Below are 18,402 nucleotides of genomic sequence, written 5' to 3' on the forward strand. Positions count from 1 at the left end.
CCGGGAGCCAGGGAGTCCGCGATCGACCGGGCGGGGCCTCAGTCGGCGGGGCGGGTGCCGGCCGGCACGCCGGTGACCGACGACCGCTGGAGCACGGCCACGGTCAGGTCGCCCTCGACGCGCAACTGGCAGGCCAGGCGGTAGCCGGGCGCCGAGCCGGTGTCGCGCTCCAGGCGCTCGCGCTCGGCTTCGCCCATCGGCGGGGCTTCGCCCGCCAGGACCATGACGCGGCAGGTGGTGCAGCGGGCGTTGCCGCCGCACTTGTGCATGATGTCGATCCCCGCGTCCTCGATTGCCAGCACCAGCTTGACGCCGGGCTCGACCTCGAACGACTTCTCCCCGTCGACCGTCACCGTGGGCATATTCTCAGGCTCCTGGAAGCTTCGTCTCGCGGTTCGTCTGCTCGCATTTCGACTTCGGTCAACGATCATGCCACACCCCCTCCGGGGCAGGCAAGGCGGACCGGGGCGGGGGCGGGGGTGGGTCGGCCCGTCGGATTGCGGCGGCCGAAGGCGACGCCGGCCTGGTCAGTGCGCATGCGGATGGTCGTGGCCGTGGGGATGGGGATGCCCGTGCCCTTCGGTGATCGGGGCGGCGGAGGCGAGGACGAGGCGGCCGGTCTCGACCCCCTTGGTGCCGATCAGGTCGTCGGCCAGGCGACGGACCTGCGCGGCGCGGCCTCGGAGGAGGATGACCTCCAGGCATCGGGCGTGGTCGAGGTGGACGTGCGTGGTCGTCAGGACCATGTCGAGGTGGTCGTGCTGGACGTCGGTCAGCCGCTTGGCGATCCGGGGGGCGTGGTGGTCGTAGATCAGCGTCACGACCCCCATGGCGTCGGCGGCCGCGTCGTCGACGGCCTCGTCGATGAGCGCCGCGCGCATCAGGCCGCGGACGGCCTCGCTGCGGTTGGGGTAGCGGTGACGCTCGCGGTATTCGTCGAAGCGTCGGAGCAACTCGCCGCCGATGGCGACGCTGAACCGCACGAGGGGCTCTTTCACGACCCGATCCTTCCCGCGCGTCGCGGGTTCAGCCGGAGAACGGGACGTCGACCCAGGCGCCGTCCTCGCGGGCGCTGGCGACGGCCGCGTCGAGGAAGGCCATGACCGCGACGCCGTCGATGATGCCGGGGTGTTCGAAGGGCGTCGGCGCGTCCTCGCCGCGACGGCCGCGGATGGTCCACTCCAGCGTCCGGTGCAGGTTGGCGAGCGCCTCGTGGAAACCTTCCGGGTGGCCGCAGGGCATCCGCAGATAGGGCCGCACCGAGGCCGGCATGTAGCCGTAGTCCGCCCCGGCTCGATACACCGCCACCGGACGGTCGGCGACGAAGTGCTCCAGCTGGGCGAAGTGGGTGTGCCGCCATTGGAGCGTGCCGGCGGTCCCGATCACGCGGAAGCCGTTGTCGTTCTCGGCCCCGATGCTGATCTGCGAGGCCGTCACCGTGGCGATCGCGCCGTTGTTCAGCTCGGCGAGGACGGCGAAGTCGTCGTCGAGCGCCCGGCCGGGGACGACGGACTTCATCCGGGCCGAGAGCCTCGTGGCGTGCAGCCCGGCGACGAAACGGATGAACTCGTAAGCGTGCGAGCCGATATCGCCGCCGCAGCCCGAGGCCCCGGCCTGCGCCGGGTCGGTCCGCCACGAGGCCTGCTTGTGGCCCCCCTCCTCGCGACGCGTGGCCAGCCAGCCCTGGGGATACCAGGCCTCGACCTTGCGAACCTCGCCCACCAGGCCGTCGCGGACCAGCTCGCGCGCGAACATCACCATGGGGTAGCCGGTGTAGGTGTGCGCGACGACGAACGGGACCTCGGCGGCCTCCACCGCGGCGTGGAGCCGGCGGGCCTCGTCGAGGTTGGTGGTCAGCGGCTTCTCGCAGAGGACCGGGATTCCCGCGGTCGCGGCGGCCTCGGCGGGGCCGGCGTGGGCGTCGTTGGGGGTGACGATCGTCAGGTAGTCGATCCGGTCGTCGTCGGGCAGCGCGGCCTCGCGCTCGACGAGCGTCTTCCAGTCGGGGTAGCCGCGCGGGAAGAACAGCTCCTCGGCCGCCGCCATCGAGTCGTCGGGCTTGCTGCGGAGGGCGCCGGCGGTCAACTCCGCCGTGTTGTCCATCAGGATCGCTCGGCGGTGGGGGGCCCCGAAGAAGCTGCTGGTCCCGCCGCCGCCCACCATCCCCACGCGCAGCTTTCTTCGTTTCATCGTGACGGCCTTCCGACGTCGAGGGCTCGATCGATCCCATCCGAACCGGCATGTGTGGAACGTCGAGCGTAGCCGCGCGACGGGACGCCTCGCAAGGGGGAGACCCGGGTCGTCGGGTGACGCATGCGGGTCACGCCGATCGGTCGGCATCGGCCGCCTGGAGCGATCCCGAGATGTTGCGGAAAAGCTCCGCCACCAGCGTCCGCGCCGGCCGCGTCGGCGGCTCGGGCTCGGCCTCGGCGAGCTGCAACGCCAGCACCAGGGGCGTCCATGGGATCGAGCGCGAGCCCGGCGCGGGGGGCTCCAGCCGCGCCGCGGCCGTCCAGACCGAGGTCGGCGGCTTCACCGCGTCGATCCCCTCGGGGGTGGGATGCGAGCAGTTCTCGGCGGGCGACGTCACCAGGTACTCGCGGCAGGCGATCGGCCGATCGGGGTGGATCGAGCACGACTCGGCTTCCAGGAACGGGCAGGCGACGCCCGCGTCGAAGTACCCCAGGCCGACGCGACGCCGGTCGTCGGCGTCCCAGGCGTCGCGGCGGTGCAGGTCGGCGAGCACGCCGGCTTCGTCGAGGCGGCGGAGGGCCTCGTCGAACCGCCGTCGGATTTCGGCCCGCCTGGGCTCGGGCATCGACGCGACCAGTTCGGAGAGCCCGCGGGCCTCGGCCGCGCCGATCGGCACGAGCTGGCGGCAGCAGGCGCCGCAGCCGGCCCGGCACGAGATCGAGCGGCCCCGCGATTCCACCTCCAGCACGGTCAGCTCGACCACCTTGTCCGCGAGCGCGCGGGCCAGGGGGAGCACGCGGTCGACGGGGACGTCGCCGTCGGGGGCGGTGACCTCCAGGTCGATCCGCCCCGCCGGGAGCTGCAATCCGATCCGCGCCGTCTGGTTCGCCGCCATGAGCCGATCTCCGAACAGCCTCGTCCCGGATCGATCCGAACGCCCGAAGAAGTCGTACGGCCTCGGGCCGGGCGAGTGACGCGGCGGTCGGCGGTCGGCCCTTGGACGGCCCCGGGAGGACGGCTATATTGGCCTGCATCGTCGCGGGCCGCCGGGGTCTCGGGATCGTGCGAGGCGGCCGACCGCCCCGCCGCCGGGCGGTCCCCGGACGCCCGGACCGGCCTCCATTCGTGCACATCGCCGGCGTCCCTCTCGCGGGCCGTCGGTCCTCCCGTCCGTCGTTCGTCGAGGGTAACTCATGCGTGAGATCAGCGTGGCCATGATCGGCCAGGGCTTCATGGGGCGGACGCACTCCAACGCGTGGTCGCAGGTCCCCCGGTTCTTCAAGCCGCCGGTCCAGGCGGCCATGCACACGGTCTTCGGCCGCAACGCCGAAGCGGCGGCGGAGTTCGCGAAGACCTGGGGCTGGCGGAACGCCTCGACCGACTGGCAGGCGACCGTCGCCGACCCGGCGATCGACCTGGTCGACGTCGTCACGCCGAACAACATGCACGCCGAGGTCGCCCTCGCCGCGCTGAAGGCCGGCAAGAGCGTCGCCTGCGAGAAGCCGATCTCGCGGACGATCGAGGAAGGTCGGCTGATGGTCGCGGCCGCGAAGGAAGCCGGCGCGAAGACCTTCGTCTGGTACAACTACCGCCGATGCCCGGCCGTCGCCACCGCCTACAACCTGGTGAAGTCGGGCGCGCTGGGGACGATCCGCCACGCCCGGGCGTTCTACCTGCAGGACTGGGCGGACGAGTCGATCCCGCTGATCTGGCGGTTCCAGAAGGAAGGCTCCGGCGCGGGCTCGCACGGCGACCTGAACGCCCACATCATCGACATGGTCCGCTTCGTGACCGGCGAGGAGGTCACCGAGATCGCCGGCGCCATCGCCGAGACGTTCATCAAGGAGCGCAAGCTCATGACCGGCCCCACGGCCGGCGGGATCGCCGCGGGGGTCGGCGGGGCCGACAAGACCGGCCCGGTGACGGTCGACGACGCCGTGCTGTTCCTCTCGCGGCTCTCCGGCGGCGGCGTGGCCTCGTTCGAGGCCGCCCGCCAGGCGACCGGCAACCAGAACCGCAACGGCTTCGAGATCAACGGCTCCAAGGGCGCGCTCAAGTTCGACTTCGAACGCATGAACGAGCTGCAATACTACGACGCCACCCGCCCCCGCGTCGTCCAGGGCTGGACGACCATCATGTGCACCCACGGCGGCGACCACCCCTACGCCGAGAACTGGTGGCCCGACGCCCACGTCCTGGGCTACGAGCACGGCTTCACCAACCAGGCGTATGACATCCTCCGCGTGCTGGGCGGCCAGGAGCCGGTCGTCCCGATCCCCGACTTCGAGGACGCCTATCAGACCCAGCGCGTCCTGGAAGCCGCGATGATCTCCGCCGTCGAGCGCCGACCGGTGACGCTCGACGAGGTGAAGTGACCGACCCGATCCGGCCGTCCCGACCCGCACCCCCGACCCCACCACCCGAACGACGCGGCCGGCGACCGTGACCGGCCGCGTCGAGAGCGAAGCGAGAGGAATCCTGCGATGGGCGCTCCCTACGTCCTTTCCAACCCCCCCAAGGTCGCCCTGATCGGCGGCGGCTTCATCGGCCCCGTCCACGCCGAGGCCCTGCGCCGGATCGGCGTCCACGTCGCCGGCCTGCTCGACATCAGCCCCGAGAAGGCCCGCCCCCAGGCCGAGAAGCTGGGCATCCCCAAGGTCTACAACACGATCGAGGAGGTCCTCGCCGACCCCGAGATCGGCGCGGTCCACCTGGCCTCGCCGAACGACATCCACTTCAAGCACGCCAAGATGGCGCTCGAGGCCGGAAAGCACGTCCTCTGCGAGAAGCCCCTGTCGGTCAGCTCGAACGAGTCGGCCGAGCTGGTGAAGCTCGCCGCGAGCCGCCCGAACCAGGCGGCCGGCGTGAACTACAACCTGCGGTTCTACCCGCTCGCCCAGGAGATGCACGCCCGTGTCGCCCGCGGCGACCTCGGCCGCATCATCTCCGTCGCCGGCTCGTATACCCAGGACTGGCTGCTCCTGGTCGACGACTACAACTGGCGGGTCGAGCCCGACGGCCACACCAACCTCCGGGCCATCGCCGACATCGGCACCCACTGGATGGACCTCGCCCAGTTCATCACCGGCCGGCACATCGAGTCGGTCAACGCCGACCTCGCCACGTTCCACCCCGAGCGCAACCGCCCGATCGGCGGCGCCGAGACCTACTCCGGCCCCAACGCCACCAAGAAGGCGTCCGAGGCCGTGAAGATCACAACCGAGGACTACGGCGCGGTCATGCTCCACCTGTCGCAGGGGGCGCGCGGCGTCTTCTACGTCAACCAGATGCACGGCGGCCGCAAGAACCGCCTCTACCTGGAGATCTGCGGCACCGAGGGCTCGATGGTGTGGGACAGCGAGTCGCCCGAGCTGCTCTGGCTGGGCCGCCGTGGCGCCCCGAACCAGCTCATGAACCGCGACCCGGCAATCCTGAGCCCTGAGGCCGGGAACTTCAGCCACTACCCCGGCGGCCACGCCGAGGGCTTCCCCGACGCCTTCAAGCAGCTCGACCTGGCCTTCTACACCTACATCCAGGGCGGCTGCCAGGGCAAACCCAACTTCCCCACGTTCGCCGAAGGCGACCGCGAGGTCCGCATCTGCGAGGCCATCGCTCAGTCCGCCAAGGCCCGCAACTGGGTCACCGTGGCCTGACCGACCGAACGAGCCGGGCCGCCCCCCTCGCCGGGGGCGGCCCGCTCACGCCAGATCGCACGCGAGGCGTCCCGAGGGAAGTCGATGGATATTCAGGCGGCGCTGGAGGCGGCGATCGGGGCCGAGGAGATCGAGGTGCCGTTCGGCGGCCACCTGCTCCTCGAACGCCCCCTGCTGAACAAGGGGACCGCCTTCACCGCCGCCGAGCGGCGCGAGCTGGGGCTGCTCGGGCTCTTGCCGCCGCACGAGGAGACCCTCGAAGAGCAGCTCGATCGCGCCTACCAGGCGTACGGAGACAAGACCACCGACCTGGAACGCCACATCTATCTCCGGGCCTTGCAGGACACCAACGAGACCCTCTTCTACAGGCTGATCCTCGACCACCTGCCCGAGATGCTGCCGATCATCTACACCCCGACGGTCGGCCTGGCCTGCGAGCGGTTCAGCCACATCCTGAGGCGGCCTCGGGGCCTCTTCCTGTCGTATGCCGAGCGCGATCAGCTCGACGAGATCCTGGAGAACGCGGCCTCGCCCCGCGTGGAGGTGATCGTCGTGACCGACGGCGAGCGCATCCTGGGCCTGGGCGACCAGGGCGCCGGCGGGATGGGCATCCCCATCGGCAAACTCTCGTTGTACACCGCCTGCGCGGGGATCCACCCGGCCACGACCCTGCCCATCGTGCTCGACGTGGGGACGAACAACCAGGAACGCCTGGACGACCCGCTCTACATCGGCTGGCGGAGCCGACGGGTCGACGGCGCAGAGTACGACGCCTTCGTCGACGCGTTCGTCCAGGCCGTCCGGCGACGCTTCCCGAACGTCCTGCTCCAGTGGGAGGACTTCGCCCAGCCCCACGCCGGGCCGCTGCTGGAACGCTACCGCGACCAGCTCTGCACGTTCAACGATGACATCCAGGGGACGGCCGCCGTGACCACCGGTGCCTTGCTGGCGGCCGTGGCCGGTTCGGGCGGCGCGCTCCGCGATCAGCGGGTCGCGGTCCTGGGGGCGGGCTCGGCCGGTTGCGGCATCGCCGAGCAACTCGTCGCGACGATGAAGGCGGAAGGGATGACCGAGGCCGAGGCCCGCGGCCGCTTCTTCATGATCGACCGCGCCGGCCTGATCCACGACGCGATGGACGGCCTGCGCGACTTCCAGAGCAGGCTCGCCCAGCCGCACGCCCGCGTCGCGGGCTGGAACTCCGGCTCCGGCCCGTCGATCGGCCTGCTGGACGTGGTGAAGCGGGCCCGGCCGACCGTGCTCATCGGCGTCTCCGCCCAGCCGGGGGCGTTCACGGAGGAGGTGGTCCGGACGATGGACTCCCAGGTCGATCGCCCGATCATCTTCCCGCTCTCGAACCCCACGTCGCGCGTCGAGGCCACGCCCGCCGACCTCATCGCCTGGACCGACGGCCGGGCCTTGATCGCCACCGGGTCGCCGTTCACGGCCGTCGAGCATGGCGGCCGGACGTACCCGATCGCCCAGTGCAACAACTCGTACATCTTCCCGGGGATGGGCCTGGGGGTGCTCGCCTCGGGGGCCCGGCGGGTCAGCGACGGCATGTTCATGGCGGCGGCCCGGGCGCTGGCCGAAGCCTCGCCGGCGTCGCACGACCCCCGCGGGGCCGTGCTCCCCCCCCTGACGGACGCGCGGCGGATCTCCCGCGCGATCGCCCGCGCCGTCGCCCTGGCGGCGCGTGACGAGGGGCTGGCGACGAGGTTCGGGCCATCCGACGACCTGGATGCCCTCCTCGACGCGAGGACATGGACGCCGCGCTACCTTCCGATCCGTCGCAAGCCGATCTGAGGTCGTCGGCTCCTTACCGCGCGCGGGCCACCTGCGGCGGGCCGGCGTCCCGGGACTCGGCCATTGGGCCGGCGGCGTTGCGAGCGCTCCCCTCGGCCACCCCCTGGACGACCCGGTCGACCGAGGGGCTCATCCAACGCAGGACGAGGGGCTGCGGGAAGACGCCCATCAGGACGGTCAGGACGACCAGCGGGGCGGCGATGACGATCTCGCGGGCGGTCAGGTCGGGCAGGTCCTTCCAGGTCTCGTTGCGGCCGAGGAAGACGCGCTGGATGGTCCAGAGGATGTAGCCGGCCGTGAGCACGACGGCGGCGGCGGCCAGGACGCCCAGCGTCACGCTGTAATGGAAGGCGGCGAGGACCACGAAGATCTCGGCGACGAAGCCACAGAGGCCTGGGAGGCCCATCGAGCCGAAGAAGATCACGTACGACATCGCCCCGTAGACCGGCATCGCGTCGTTCAGCCCGCCGAGGCTGTCCAGGTCGCGGGTGTGCGCCCGGTCGTAGATCACGCCGACCAGGAAGAACATCGCGGCCGACGTGACCCCGTGGGCCAGCATCATGTACATCGCGCCGTTGACGCCGTAGGCGTAGTAGCCCGAGCCGCCGGCCAGGTTCATGGCCGCCATCCCCAGCGTGACGTAGCCCATGTGGCTGATGGAGCTGTACGCCACCAACTTCTTGAAGTCGGTCTGGGCCATCGCCGCGAGCGCGCCGTAGAGGATGCTGAAGACCCCCAGGGCGGCCACGACATACGACCAGTCGAACGCCCCCGCCGGGGCGAGCGGCCAGGCCAGCCGGATCAGGCCGTAACCGCCGACCTTCAGCAAGACGCCGGCCAGGATCATGCTGATGGGCGTCGGCGCCTGGACGTGGGCGTCGGGCAGCCAGGTGTGGAACGGGAACGACGGCAGCTTGACCAGGAATCCGACCAGGAACAGCACGAACACCCAGTCCTGGATCCAACGCCCGTAATACCCCGTCGTCGAGGCGATCGTGGTCAGGGCGACGACGTCGAACGTCCCCGCCTGGAACCCGCCCGCCGGGGCGTCGCCGGGCCAGAAGTACAGGATCAGGATCGCGACCAGGATGAAGACCGACCCGAACAGCGTATACAGCAGGAACTTGATCGCCGCATACTCCCGCTCCTCGCCGCCCCAGACGGCGATCAGGAAGTACATCGGCAGAAGCATCACCTCGAAGAAGACGTAGAAGAGGAACAGGTCGAGCGCCAGGAAGACCCCCGTCATGCTGGCGACCAGCAGAAGGAAGAGGGCGTAGTAACCCCGCACCTGCTTCTCGATCCCCCACGACGCCAGGCAGGCCAGCAGGCTCACCAGGCCCGTCAGCACCAGCAGGCTGACGCTGATCCCGTCGAGGCCCAGGTAGTACTGGATATTGAAGGCCGGGATCCAATCGCGACGGATGACGAGGTTCCCGTCCACGTCCCCCGCCCCCATGGCCTCGGAAGCGGGCCAGGAAACCACTCGGATCGCAGCCGCCCGCTCCGCCAGCGGCGCATTCGCCCGATCGTCGCCGACGTAGATGGCGAGCGCCACGAGGGCCAGCAGCAACCCGGCCGCCGTGAACCCGGTCGCGACGTATTTGACCAGGCGCTCCGACCCCTTCGGCACGCACAGGACGACGCCCGCGCCGATCAGGGGGACGAGCCAGAGGGAGGTCAGCAGCAGGTAGTCGCTCATGATCGGAGCACCGGGCAAAGGGGTCTCGCGGCTTCGGTTCGGGCCGGGGTCGGGGCGTCAGCCCACCCAGGCGTAGACGCCGGCGAAGAGGCCGATCAGGGCCAGCGTCAGGTACATCAGATAATTACGGATCCGACCCGTCTGGATCGACCGCGCGCGGTCGCCGGCGGCGTACACGGCTTGCGCCATCGTGTTCACCGCGCCGTCGACGCCGAACCGGTCGAACAGGCCGCCCAGCCGGCTCAGCAGCTCGACCGTTCGTGCCGAGCCGTCGACGAACCCGTCGATCAGGTGGCGGTCGATCCCCGAGCAGGCCTTCGCCAGCCGCAGGCAGGGCCGGACCAGCGCCAGGTCGTACAGGTCGTCGAAGTACCACTTGTTCTTGAACAGGGCGTAGAGCGGCCGGAACCGCGACGCGGCCCGGATCGGGCTCAGGCGGAGGGCGGGCAGGAACGGCAGCCCGGCGGGTGCGTAATAGAGCGCCGAGAGCCCGAAGCCGAGCGCCACGATCAGCAGCGAGGCCCCGAGCGCGTAGCCGTGCGCGGCGTGGGCGTCGATCGCGCCGGCCGGCTCGCCGTGGGCGATCATCCGTTGCAGGAGGGGCGTCCCGATCGGCAGGCCGAGCCAGACCGTCCAGCCGGCGAAGACGCTGAGCGTCGCCAGCAGGATCAACGGGCGGGTCATGACCGGCTCGCTCTCGTGAGCGTGGGCCGCCGGGTTCAACTCGTGCAGCGGGGCGCCTTCGCCCTGTTCGGCCTCCTCGGCCGCGAGGACGCCTTCCTCGTCCCGCGCGTGGGCGACGCGCGCCGTGTGCGGGTCGGGGAAGCCTCGGGGCGCGCCGGCGAAGACCAGGAACCACATCCGGAACATGTAGAACGTCGTCAACAACGCCCCGACGACCGGCAGGACGAACAGCAACGCGTGCTCGGGGCTCTGCCAGACGCGCGCCAGGGCGGCGGCCAGGACGGCGTCCTTCGAGTAGAATCCGCTGAAGAACGGCACGCCCGAGATCGCCAGCACACCCACCAACATCGTCGCCGCCGTGATCGGCATCCGCCTGCGGAGCCCGCCAAGGCCCGACATCTCATAGGTGTGGACGCTGTGATAGACGCTCCCCGCGCCCAGGAAGAGCAGGGCCTTGAAGAAGGCGTGGGTCAGCAGGTGGAAGACCCCCGCCGACCAGCCGCCGACCCCCAACGCGAGCATCATGAAGCCGAGCTGGCTGACCGTCGAATAGGCGAGGACCTTCTTGTAGTCCGTCTGCACCATCGCGACGGTCGCACCGATGAGAAGCGTGATCCCGCCCGTGTAGGCGATCGTCAGCAGGACCTCGGGCGTGAAGACCGGGAAGAACCGCGCGACGAGGTACACGCCGGCCGCGACCATCGTCGCCGCGTGGATCAGGGCCGAGACGGGCGTCGGCCCCGCCATCGCGTCCGGCAGCCAGACGTGCAGCGGGAACTGCGCGCTCTTCCCCGCGCAGCCGGCGAAGATCCCCAGCCCGGCGAGCGTCAACAAACCATAGGCGATCGAGGGGGTGGGCCAGTCCCCGATGTGGAAATCCGGCCCGCGGAAGGGGACGCGATCGGCGGGGGTCAACGGCCTGGCGACGTTCAATTGGCCCGCGGCGTCGCGGAGTCCCGAGGAGACCTCGTGGAAGTCGAACGTGCCGAGCGCCGACCAGAGGATCCCCAGGCCGATCAGCATGCCGACGTCGCCCACGCGGTTGACGACGAACGCCTTGTTGGCGGCGTCGGCGTTCGACTTCTCCTCGTACCAGAAGCCGATCAGCAGGTAGGAGCAGACCCCGACCAGTTCCCAGAAGACGAAGATCATGAACAAATTCGACGCCGCGACCAGCCCGAGCATCGAGAAGCAGAAGAGCGAAAGGTACGCGAAGAACCGGGGGTATCGCGGGTCCTCGGCCATGTAGCCGATCGAATAGACGTGGATCAGGGTCGCGACGAACGTGACCATCAGGAAGAGGATCGCCGCAAGTCCGTCGATGTGGACGCCCAGCGGCAGGGACAGCCGTCGTCCCGCCTCGGGTGACCCGAGGACGACCCAGTCGAAGCTCCCCTTCCAGGCGAGCGGACCGGCATGGATCGCGTGGGCGTCGGCGAGTGCGGCGGCCTCGTGATGGGCCGGCTCGGCGAGTGCGGCGCGTTGTTCGATCAGGAAGTAATCGAAGAATCCGATCGCGCTGAGGACGCACGAGGCGGCGATCGCGCCGGTGGCGATCGCGGCGTTGAGCCGGCCGAGCTTGCGGATGAACAGGATCTCGACGAGGAAGGCCGCCAGGGGGATCAAGACGGCGGCCGTGTAGAGACCCACCTGCCAGGGCATGTTCGGACGTCCTTCGTTGCGATCGCGTCGCTGCGTAGCGTTGCAGGCCCGGCTCGCGACCCGTCGGGCGGGGCCTCGCGATCCGGCCCGCGCGAGGGGGCGCCGGCACTCCGGCCGGGCGAGGCGTGAGCCTGGACTATGTCACACCGCCCCCGCCGTTGCAAGCCCCCGCCGATGCCGGGTCGACCTCCGCGACGGGTCCCCCTCGCCCGCTCGATATGGTATACTGACTGGACGCAGGTTCACGCAAAACCGTCGTCATCCTCGCGCCGGGAGCAATCGGGAATGTCGAGCCGACCGTTCTGCCATCTCCACTGCCACAGCCATTACAGCCTGCTCGACGGGGCCAACAAGCTGCCGGACCTGGTCAAGCACGTGAAGGCGAGCGGGATGTCGGCGGTCGCGGTGACGGACCACGGCAACCTGTTCGGCGCGGTGGAATTCCTCCGCGAGGCGAAGTACGCCGGCATCAAGCCGATCGTGGGGATCGAGGCGTACGTCGCCCCGGGCAAGCGGACGGATCGGTCGACGAACGGGTCGGGGGAGGAGAAGTTCGCCTACCACCTGACCCTGCTGGCGAAGAACGGGATCGGGTTCCGCAACCTGCTCCGGCTCTCGTCTCGGTCGTACCAGGAGGGGTACTACTACAAGCCCCGCATCGACAAGGAGCTGCTCGAACGCTACAGCGAGGGGCTCATCTGCCTCTCGGGCTGCGTGGGGTCGGAGTTCTCGCAGCACCTGCTGCGCGACCGCTTCGAGCAGGCCGAGAACCTGGCCATCTGGTACCAGAAGACGTTCGGCGAAGGGAACTTCTACGTCGAAATCCAGGACAACGGCCTGCAGATCCAGCGCGACGCGCGCGAGCGCCAGGTCGACGTGGCGCGGAAGCTCGGGCTGCCGCTCGTCGCCACCAGCGACGCCCACTACCTGCGGCAGGACGACAACCTGTCGCACGACGTCCTCCTGTGCATCAACACCGGCAAGACGATCGACCAGCCGCTGGACAAGCCGCGGTTCGTCAACGACGAGGGGCGGATCTCCGACCAGTTCCACGTCCGCTCGCCCGACGAGATGTACGCTTCCGCCCCGGGCTTCGAGGAGGCCCTGAAGCAGTCGGCCCTGATCGCCGAGATGGTCGAGGAGAATTACACCAGCGCCGAGCTGGGCAAGCGCCAGTTCCCCTCGTTCAAGCCCCCGGAGGAGAAGACCCCCGAGGCGTACCTGCTGGAGCTTTGCGAGAAGGGCCTCAAGGAGCGCTACCCCTCCCCGCCGCCGGCCGAGGTCCGCGCCCGGCTCGACCACGAGCTGGGGATCATCAACCGGATGGGGTTCGCCTCGTACTTCCTGATCGTCTGGGACTTCGTCCGGTACGCTCGAGAGCAGGAGATCCCGGCGCTGGCGAGAGGCTCGGCTTGCGGAGCCCTGGTGAGCTACGTCCTCTACCTGAGCGACGTCTGCCCGATCAAGTACGACCTGCTGTTCGAGCGGTTCCTGGACCCGAACCGGTCCGAGGCGCCGGACATCGACATCGACCTCTGCCAGGACCGGCGGTACGAGGTCATCGAGTACGTCCGCCGCAAGTACGGCGACGCCAACGTGGCGCAGATCGGCACCTTCGGCACCATGAAGGCCAAGGCCGCCATCAAGGACGTCGGCCGGGCGATGAACCTGCCGCTGTCGCGGGTCGAGGAGATCAACAAGCTCATCCCGACCCGGCTCAACATCACGCTTGAGGAGGCGATCGCCGAGGAGCCGGCGCTCAGGCGGATGGCCGACGAGGACCCCGAGGTCAAGCGGCTCCTGGACTTCGCCCGCCGGCTCGAAGGCTCGGCGCGGAACGCGAGCACGCACGCGGCCGGCGTCGTGATCGCCGACCAGCCGCTCGAATCGCTGGTGCCGCTCCAGGTCATCCGCCGGGGCGACAAGGAGGAGGTCCTCTGCACCCAGTGGGACATGGGGGACGTCGAGAAGGCCGGCCTCCTCAAGATGGACTTCCTCGGCCTCCGCAACCTGACCACCTTGCAGGCCGCGGTCAAGCTGATCGCCGAACGCTACCCCGACCGGCCGCTCGACCTCGCCGCCCTGGAACTCGACGACCCCAAGGCGTTCGAGCTGCTCCAGCGCGGCGAGACCAAGGGCGTCTTCCAGCTGGAATCCGCGGGCATCCGCGACCTGCTCGTGAAGATGAAGCCCGACCGCTTCGCCGACATCATCGCCACCAACGCCCTCTACCGCCCCGGCCCGCTCAACGGCGGCATGGTCGACGAGTACGTCGACGTCAAGAACAAGCGCAAGGAGGCCTCGTACCTCCACCCGGTGCTGCAAGACATCCTGGAAGAGACCTACGGGGTCATGGTCTACCAGGAACAGGTCATGCGGATCCTCAACCGCCTGGGGGACATCGAGCTCTCCAAGGCGTACGCGTGCATCAAGGCGATCTCGAAGAAGAAGACCGAGATCATCGCCGAGAACCGCGACCAGTTCGTCAAGACCGCCGTCCAGAAGGGCCTGGAGAAGGACAAGGCGGCCCGGATCTTCGAGCTGATCGAGTTCTTCGGCGGCTACGGCTTCAACAAGTCGCACTCCACCGCGTACGCCCTGGTGGCGTATCAGACGGCCTACCTGAAGTCCCACTACCCGACCGAGTACATGGCCGCCGTCCTCTCGTCCGAGATGGGGGGGGCCGAGCGCGACAAGTTCTTCGTCGAGCACATCGAAGACTGCCGCCGGATGGGGATCGAGGTCCTGCCGCCGAGCGTCAACGACGGCCGCGCGACGTTCACCGTCCACACGGAAGGCAAGGTCGAGTTCGGCCTGGAGGCGATCAAGGGGGTCGGCGCCAAGGCCGTCGAGGCGATCCTCAAGGCCCGCGACAAGGACGGGCCGTTCCTGAGCCTGGAAGACTTCTTCGAGCGCGTCTCCACCAAGGAGGTCGGCGCCGGGGCCGCCGAGACCCTCATCCGCGCCGGGGCGTTCGACTTCCTCGGCGCCCGTCGCTCGCAGCTCCTGACGATCCTCCCCCGCGCCATGCAGGGCGGCCAGGCCAAGCAGGAGGACCGCAAGCGCGGCCAGCGCGGGCTGTTCGACGACGACGATTCCGATGCGGCCGACGTCGGCTCTCGGGTCGCGAGCCTGCCCGACGTCCCCGAGCTGCCCGACATCGAGCGGCTCTCCGGCGAGAAGAAGGCGCTGGGCTTCTACATGTCCAGCCACCCGCTCTCGCAGCACGCCGACAAGCTCCAGGCGCTGGCGACCCACCGCGCCGCCGACATCGCCGAGGCCGCGGCCCGGCTGAAGGAGGCCTCGGGCGGCTCGTCCGGCGGCGGCGGGGGCGGCAAAGGCGGGTTCCGCGGCGGCGGAGGGGGCGGGAGCCGGATGGAGGTCATCCTGGGCGGGCTCGTCACCAACGTCCAGGTCCGCAACGTCCAGAAGAGCCGGTCGGGCCTGACCCGCATGGCCAAGTTCACCTTCGAGGACCTCAGCGGGTCGACCCCGGCCATGCTCTGGCCCGAGGAGTTCGCCAAGCTCGGCGACCTGATCAAGGACGACGCGATCGGTTTCATCAAGGGGACCATCGACCTCAGCCGCGAGCCGTCCGAGATCATCGTCAGCCGATTCATCCCCATCGAGAACGCCGACGCCGAGCTGGCCAAGGGAGTCATCGTCACGCTCCACAAGGGGGTCCAGCAGCAGGAGGACCTGGAGCGGCTCCTGCGGATCGTCCGCGTCCGCCCCGGCAACCTGGACCTCTACCTCGAAATCTTCGGCATCGAGCACGTCCGGCGCGTGATCTACCGCGCGGGGGCCTCGCTGCGGGTCCGCTTCGACGACCGCATGGTCTCCGAGATGGGCCAGGTCGTCGGCCCCGGCAACGTCCGGCTCCTCGGCGCCCGCGGGGCGACCGCCCGCCCCGAGGGTGCGACCGCAGCCCCTTCCCCCTCTCCGGCGGCCGCCGCACGCGTCCCCGTCGGAGTCGGCGTGATGGACGGGGCGGACGGGATGGACGACTATGCCGACCCCGACGACGACTGATCCACCGCGACGACCTCCGCCGCAGCGGGCTCATTCAGCCCGAGTGAGTTCCGCTCGGCTCTCGATTCGTGGCTCAGCCGGATGGCCGGCCGGAGGGCAGGGGAAGGCGATGGAGATCCGAATCGCCGGGTACCTGGCGGCGAGCCACCTCCTGGAGCGCGAGCCGGGTCGATGGCATGCGGTGGTGATCCTCGGCGCCGAGACCGAGTCGACGGGGTACGCCGAGACTCGCGCCCTCTCCTGCCTTTACCTCCGCTTCGACGACGTGCTCGATCCGCGTCCGGGGAAAATCACGCCCACCCGGGACGCGCTCCGCCGGGGCCTCGATTTCGCCACGGCGAAGGATAAGGTCCTCGTGACCTGCCGCGCGGGGCAGGGGCGGAGCGCGGCGCTCGCCTATCTCATCGCATGTCAGGTCCGCGCGCCGGCCGAGGCGATCACCCTCCTCGACGCCACCCGACACAGCCCCAATCGGCTCGTCGTGAAGCTCGGGGCGACGGCCCTCGGGGACCCGACGATCCTCGACCGCTTCGACGAGTGGCGACGAGACGACTCGAGGATTCGCCTATCCGACCATTACGACGAGATCGAGGCGGAGTTCGACGAGCTCGAACGCCGAGGCGCCAGGAATCGAATCACGACTCCCGCTTGAGAAGGCGCCAGGAAGCGGCGCAGGGAAGCGGCTCCGCGAATTCGTGGCCGTCCCCGGGATGAACCCCGACCGATTCGTCGGGTCGATGGCCGGATCGGCTTCGCCGGGCGATCGGGTCGAGCCGCTCTGAGGCCGCGCGACGGCAGGGACTCGGCCGGATCTCGGTTCGTCGCATCCTCGCCGCGGGCTGTTCCCCCCCCCCGCTCACGACCGGGCCTGGGCCTGCGTTCGGGCCACCCTCCAAATCGAGGGGATCGGCCGGAAGTTCGATCTTCTTCATCTCTACACGCAAGCTTCCTCTCGCGTTCGCCGATCGCACGCAGGAGCCGAGTAAATTAACTCGCGTTAGTCTTTCGACGATCGTGGATGTCTCGGCGAGGCCCCCCATGTTCTGCGTGCGTCCCTCTTCCGGGATCGTCGCCTGGCGGGCCCTGATCGTGGCGGCGGGCTGCTGGCTCGCCTCCGCGTTGCAGGGCGCGGCCGGTTCGCGAGCCGACTCGGCGTCCTCGCGAGCGGGCCCGATCCGTTCGCCCGCGTCGCCGCGGCTGGTCGCCGCCCACCTCGTCGAAGGGCTCCCCGCCCGCCGTTCCCACCCTCAGCCAAGCCATGGAGAACTTTCCCCGATGAGCCCCTCGACCCGATCGTCGCCGCGTCCCGGCTTCACCCTTATCGAGCTGTTGGTCGTGATCGCGATCATCGCGGTCCTGATCGCCCTGCTGCTCCCCGCCGTGCAGTCGGCCCGCGAGGCCGCCCGTCGCGCCCAGTGCGTCAACAACCTGAAGCAGCTCGGCCTCGGCGTGCACAACTTCGAATCGTCGAACGGCGCGCTGCCCCGCAGCGGCGAGCACCCGGTGACCTTCACGGACGGCAAGACCTACAAGTCGCAGGATTACCACAGCGCGTTCACGCTGATCCTGCCGTACATGGAGCAGTCGGTCGTCTTCAACGCCTTCAACCTGGAGCTGCGGTACAACCTGCCCAGCAACTTCACCGCCTCGGCCACGGCGGTCAAGGCGTTCCTCTGCCCGACGAACCCGCTCGCGGGCGACCGCTCCGGGGGCGACGGCAAGGACAACCTCGGCTACGGCTGCTCCGACTACGCGGTCTGCCCCTACACCGAGCTGGACACGCTGGGCAATCCCACCGGCAGCCCGGCCCACGGCGTCGCCCCGGCCGAAAAGAAGCTCAGCCTGGCCGCGATGACCAGCGGATCGTACCCGGTCTCGCTCTACTCGCAGTTCTCCCCCTCGGGCGGGCAGACCTACGTCTCCTCCGGCAAGACCGTGCACCTCGACCCGGCCAAGGGGAAGATCGACCCGTACTTCGGCGGCTCGACCCTGGCCTCGATCTCCGACGGCACCTCGAACAGCCTGCTGTTCTACGAGGACACCGGCCGCAGCCCGAAGATGTGGGAGACCGTCGGCCAGAACCTCGCCGCCTCGTCCGGCGGCTACCTCGACCCGGTCACCGGCGAGGCCCGCTGCCACTGGCGCTGGGCCGAGCCCGACAGCGCCAGCGGCGTCTCCAAGCTCATCAACAACAACAAGAACGCCGGCTACGCCCTGGGCGTGCAGCCGGCCGCCGGCCAGTGCCCCTGGAACGCCCACGACTGCGGGCCGAACAACGAGATCTTCAGCTTCCACTCCGGCGGCGCCAACGTCCTGATGGGCGACGGCTCGGTCCGGTTCCTCAAGGAATCGGTCGACGGCAAGGTCCTCCGCGGCCTCATCACCAAGAACGAGGGCGAGATCCTCTCGTCCGACTCCTACTGATCGCCGCGACGGGAGATCCCATGAGGAAGTCGACGTTCATCGCGGTGTTGCTCTCGGGATGTCTCGCCGCTTCCGCCGGATGCGGCGGCGACCCCGACGACCCGGCCGCCTTCCAGAACAACCAGCAGGAGGTCCAGAAGGCCGCCGAACGGGGCAAGGAGATCATGAAGGGGGCCCGCAAGAAGCCCTCCAACATCCCCAAGAACCCCCTCGACGAGCCGGGCTGAACCTGACCCCACGAGACGCCCT

At 69.7% G+C, this 18,402-nt stretch carries 13 protein-coding genes; 7 read left to right on the plus strand and 6 right to left on the minus strand.

Annotated features, from left to right (window positions below; translation table 11 throughout):
• Positions 1–38: 38 nt before the first annotated feature.
• From G6O68_RS14280 to G6O68_RS14295, 4 genes are all read right to left on the minus strand, one after another.
• Positions 39–362: a 2Fe-2S iron-sulfur cluster-binding protein gene (locus G6O68_RS14280; protein ID WP_165248867.1), complete on the minus strand. Its 324-nt coding sequence runs from the start codon at positions 360–362 to the stop codon at positions 39–41.
• A gap of 165 nt (positions 363–527) precedes the next feature.
• The gene (nikR, locus tag G6O68_RS14285) at positions 528–998 is read right to left on the minus strand and encodes a nickel-responsive transcriptional regulator NikR (protein WP_165248869.1); all 471 of its coding nucleotides are present in this window, start codon (positions 996–998) and stop codon (positions 528–530) included.
• Positions 999–1,026: 28 nt separating this feature from the next.
• Positions 1,027–2,190, minus strand: coding sequence for a Gfo/Idh/MocA family protein (locus G6O68_RS14290; RefSeq protein ID WP_165248871.1), 1,164 nt, complete (start codon positions 2,188–2,190; stop codon positions 1,027–1,029).
• A 130-nt stretch (positions 2,191–2,320) separates the two neighbouring features.
• Positions 2,321–3,088: a YkgJ family cysteine cluster protein gene (locus G6O68_RS14295; RefSeq protein ID WP_165248873.1), complete on the minus strand. Its 768-nt coding sequence runs from the start codon at positions 3,086–3,088 to the stop codon at positions 2,321–2,323.
• A 298-nt stretch (positions 3,089–3,386) separates the two neighbouring features.
• Here G6O68_RS14295 and G6O68_RS14300 point away from each other — a divergent pair, with 298 nt between their 5' ends.
• The 3 genes from G6O68_RS14300 (at position 3,387) to G6O68_RS14310 (ending at position 7,649) form a co-directional block, all read left to right on the plus strand.
• The gene (locus tag G6O68_RS14300) at positions 3,387–4,568 is read left to right on the plus strand and encodes a Gfo/Idh/MocA family protein (protein ID WP_165248875.1); all 1,182 of its coding nucleotides are present in this window, start codon (positions 3,387–3,389) and stop codon (positions 4,566–4,568) included.
• Between the two features lie 108 nt (positions 4,569–4,676).
• Entirely contained in the window at positions 4,677–5,846 is a 1,170-nt protein-coding gene (locus G6O68_RS14305; protein WP_165248877.1) for a Gfo/Idh/MocA family protein, read from the plus strand.
• An 84-nt stretch (positions 5,847–5,930) separates the two neighbouring features.
• Positions 5,931–7,649 carry an NAD-dependent malic enzyme gene (locus G6O68_RS14310; protein ID WP_165248879.1) on the plus strand — a complete coding sequence of 573 codons (1,719 nt, stop codon included), beginning with the start codon at positions 5,931–5,933 and terminating at the stop codon, positions 7,647–7,649.
• Positions 7,650–7,662: 13 nt separating this feature from the next.
• Here the strand turns inward: G6O68_RS14310 and G6O68_RS14315 are convergent, their stop codons facing one another.
• Together G6O68_RS14315 and nuoL are read right to left on the minus strand one after the other, a co-directional pair.
• Entirely contained in the window at positions 7,663–9,351 is a 1,689-nt protein-coding gene (locus G6O68_RS14315) for a complex I subunit 4 family protein (RefSeq protein ID WP_165248881.1), read from the minus strand.
• 57 nt (positions 9,352–9,408) lie between these two features.
• On the minus strand, positions 9,409–11,697 hold the full coding sequence (nuoL, locus tag G6O68_RS14320; protein WP_165248883.1) for an NADH-quinone oxidoreductase subunit L: 2,289 nt from the start codon (positions 11,695–11,697) through the stop codon (positions 9,409–9,411).
• Between the two features lie 285 nt (positions 11,698–11,982).
• On the opposite strand from nuoL, the gene dnaE reads away from it, so the two are divergent.
• The 4 genes from dnaE to G6O68_RS14340 all read left to right on the plus strand — a co-directional run bounded on the left by dnaE (position 11,983) and on the right by G6O68_RS14340 (position 18,380).
• On the plus strand, positions 11,983–15,729 hold the full coding sequence (gene dnaE / locus G6O68_RS14325; protein ID WP_165248885.1) for a DNA polymerase III subunit alpha: 3,747 nt from the start codon (positions 11,983–11,985) through the stop codon (positions 15,727–15,729).
• A gap of 109 nt (positions 15,730–15,838) precedes the next feature.
• Positions 15,839–16,381, plus strand: a complete 543-nt coding sequence (locus G6O68_RS14330) for a hypothetical protein (RefSeq protein WP_165248887.1) — start codon at positions 15,839–15,841, stop codon at positions 16,379–16,381.
• A 623-nt stretch (positions 16,382–17,004) separates the two neighbouring features.
• Complete coding sequence (locus tag G6O68_RS14335) at positions 17,005–18,153, plus strand: DUF1559 domain-containing protein (protein ID WP_165248889.1); 1,149 nt, start codon at positions 17,005–17,007, stop codon at positions 18,151–18,153.
• A 20-nt stretch (positions 18,154–18,173) separates the two neighbouring features.
• Positions 18,174–18,380: a hypothetical protein gene (locus G6O68_RS14340; protein ID WP_165248891.1), complete on the plus strand. Its 207-nt coding sequence runs from the start codon at positions 18,174–18,176 to the stop codon at positions 18,378–18,380.
• The last annotated feature ends 22 nt before the right edge of the window (positions 18,381–18,402 follow it).

Origin of the sequence: Paludisphaera soli, from assembly GCF_011064595.1 — a bacterium.
GTDB classification, from domain to species: Bacteria; Planctomycetota; Planctomycetia; order Isosphaerales; family Isosphaeraceae; genus Paludisphaera; species Paludisphaera soli.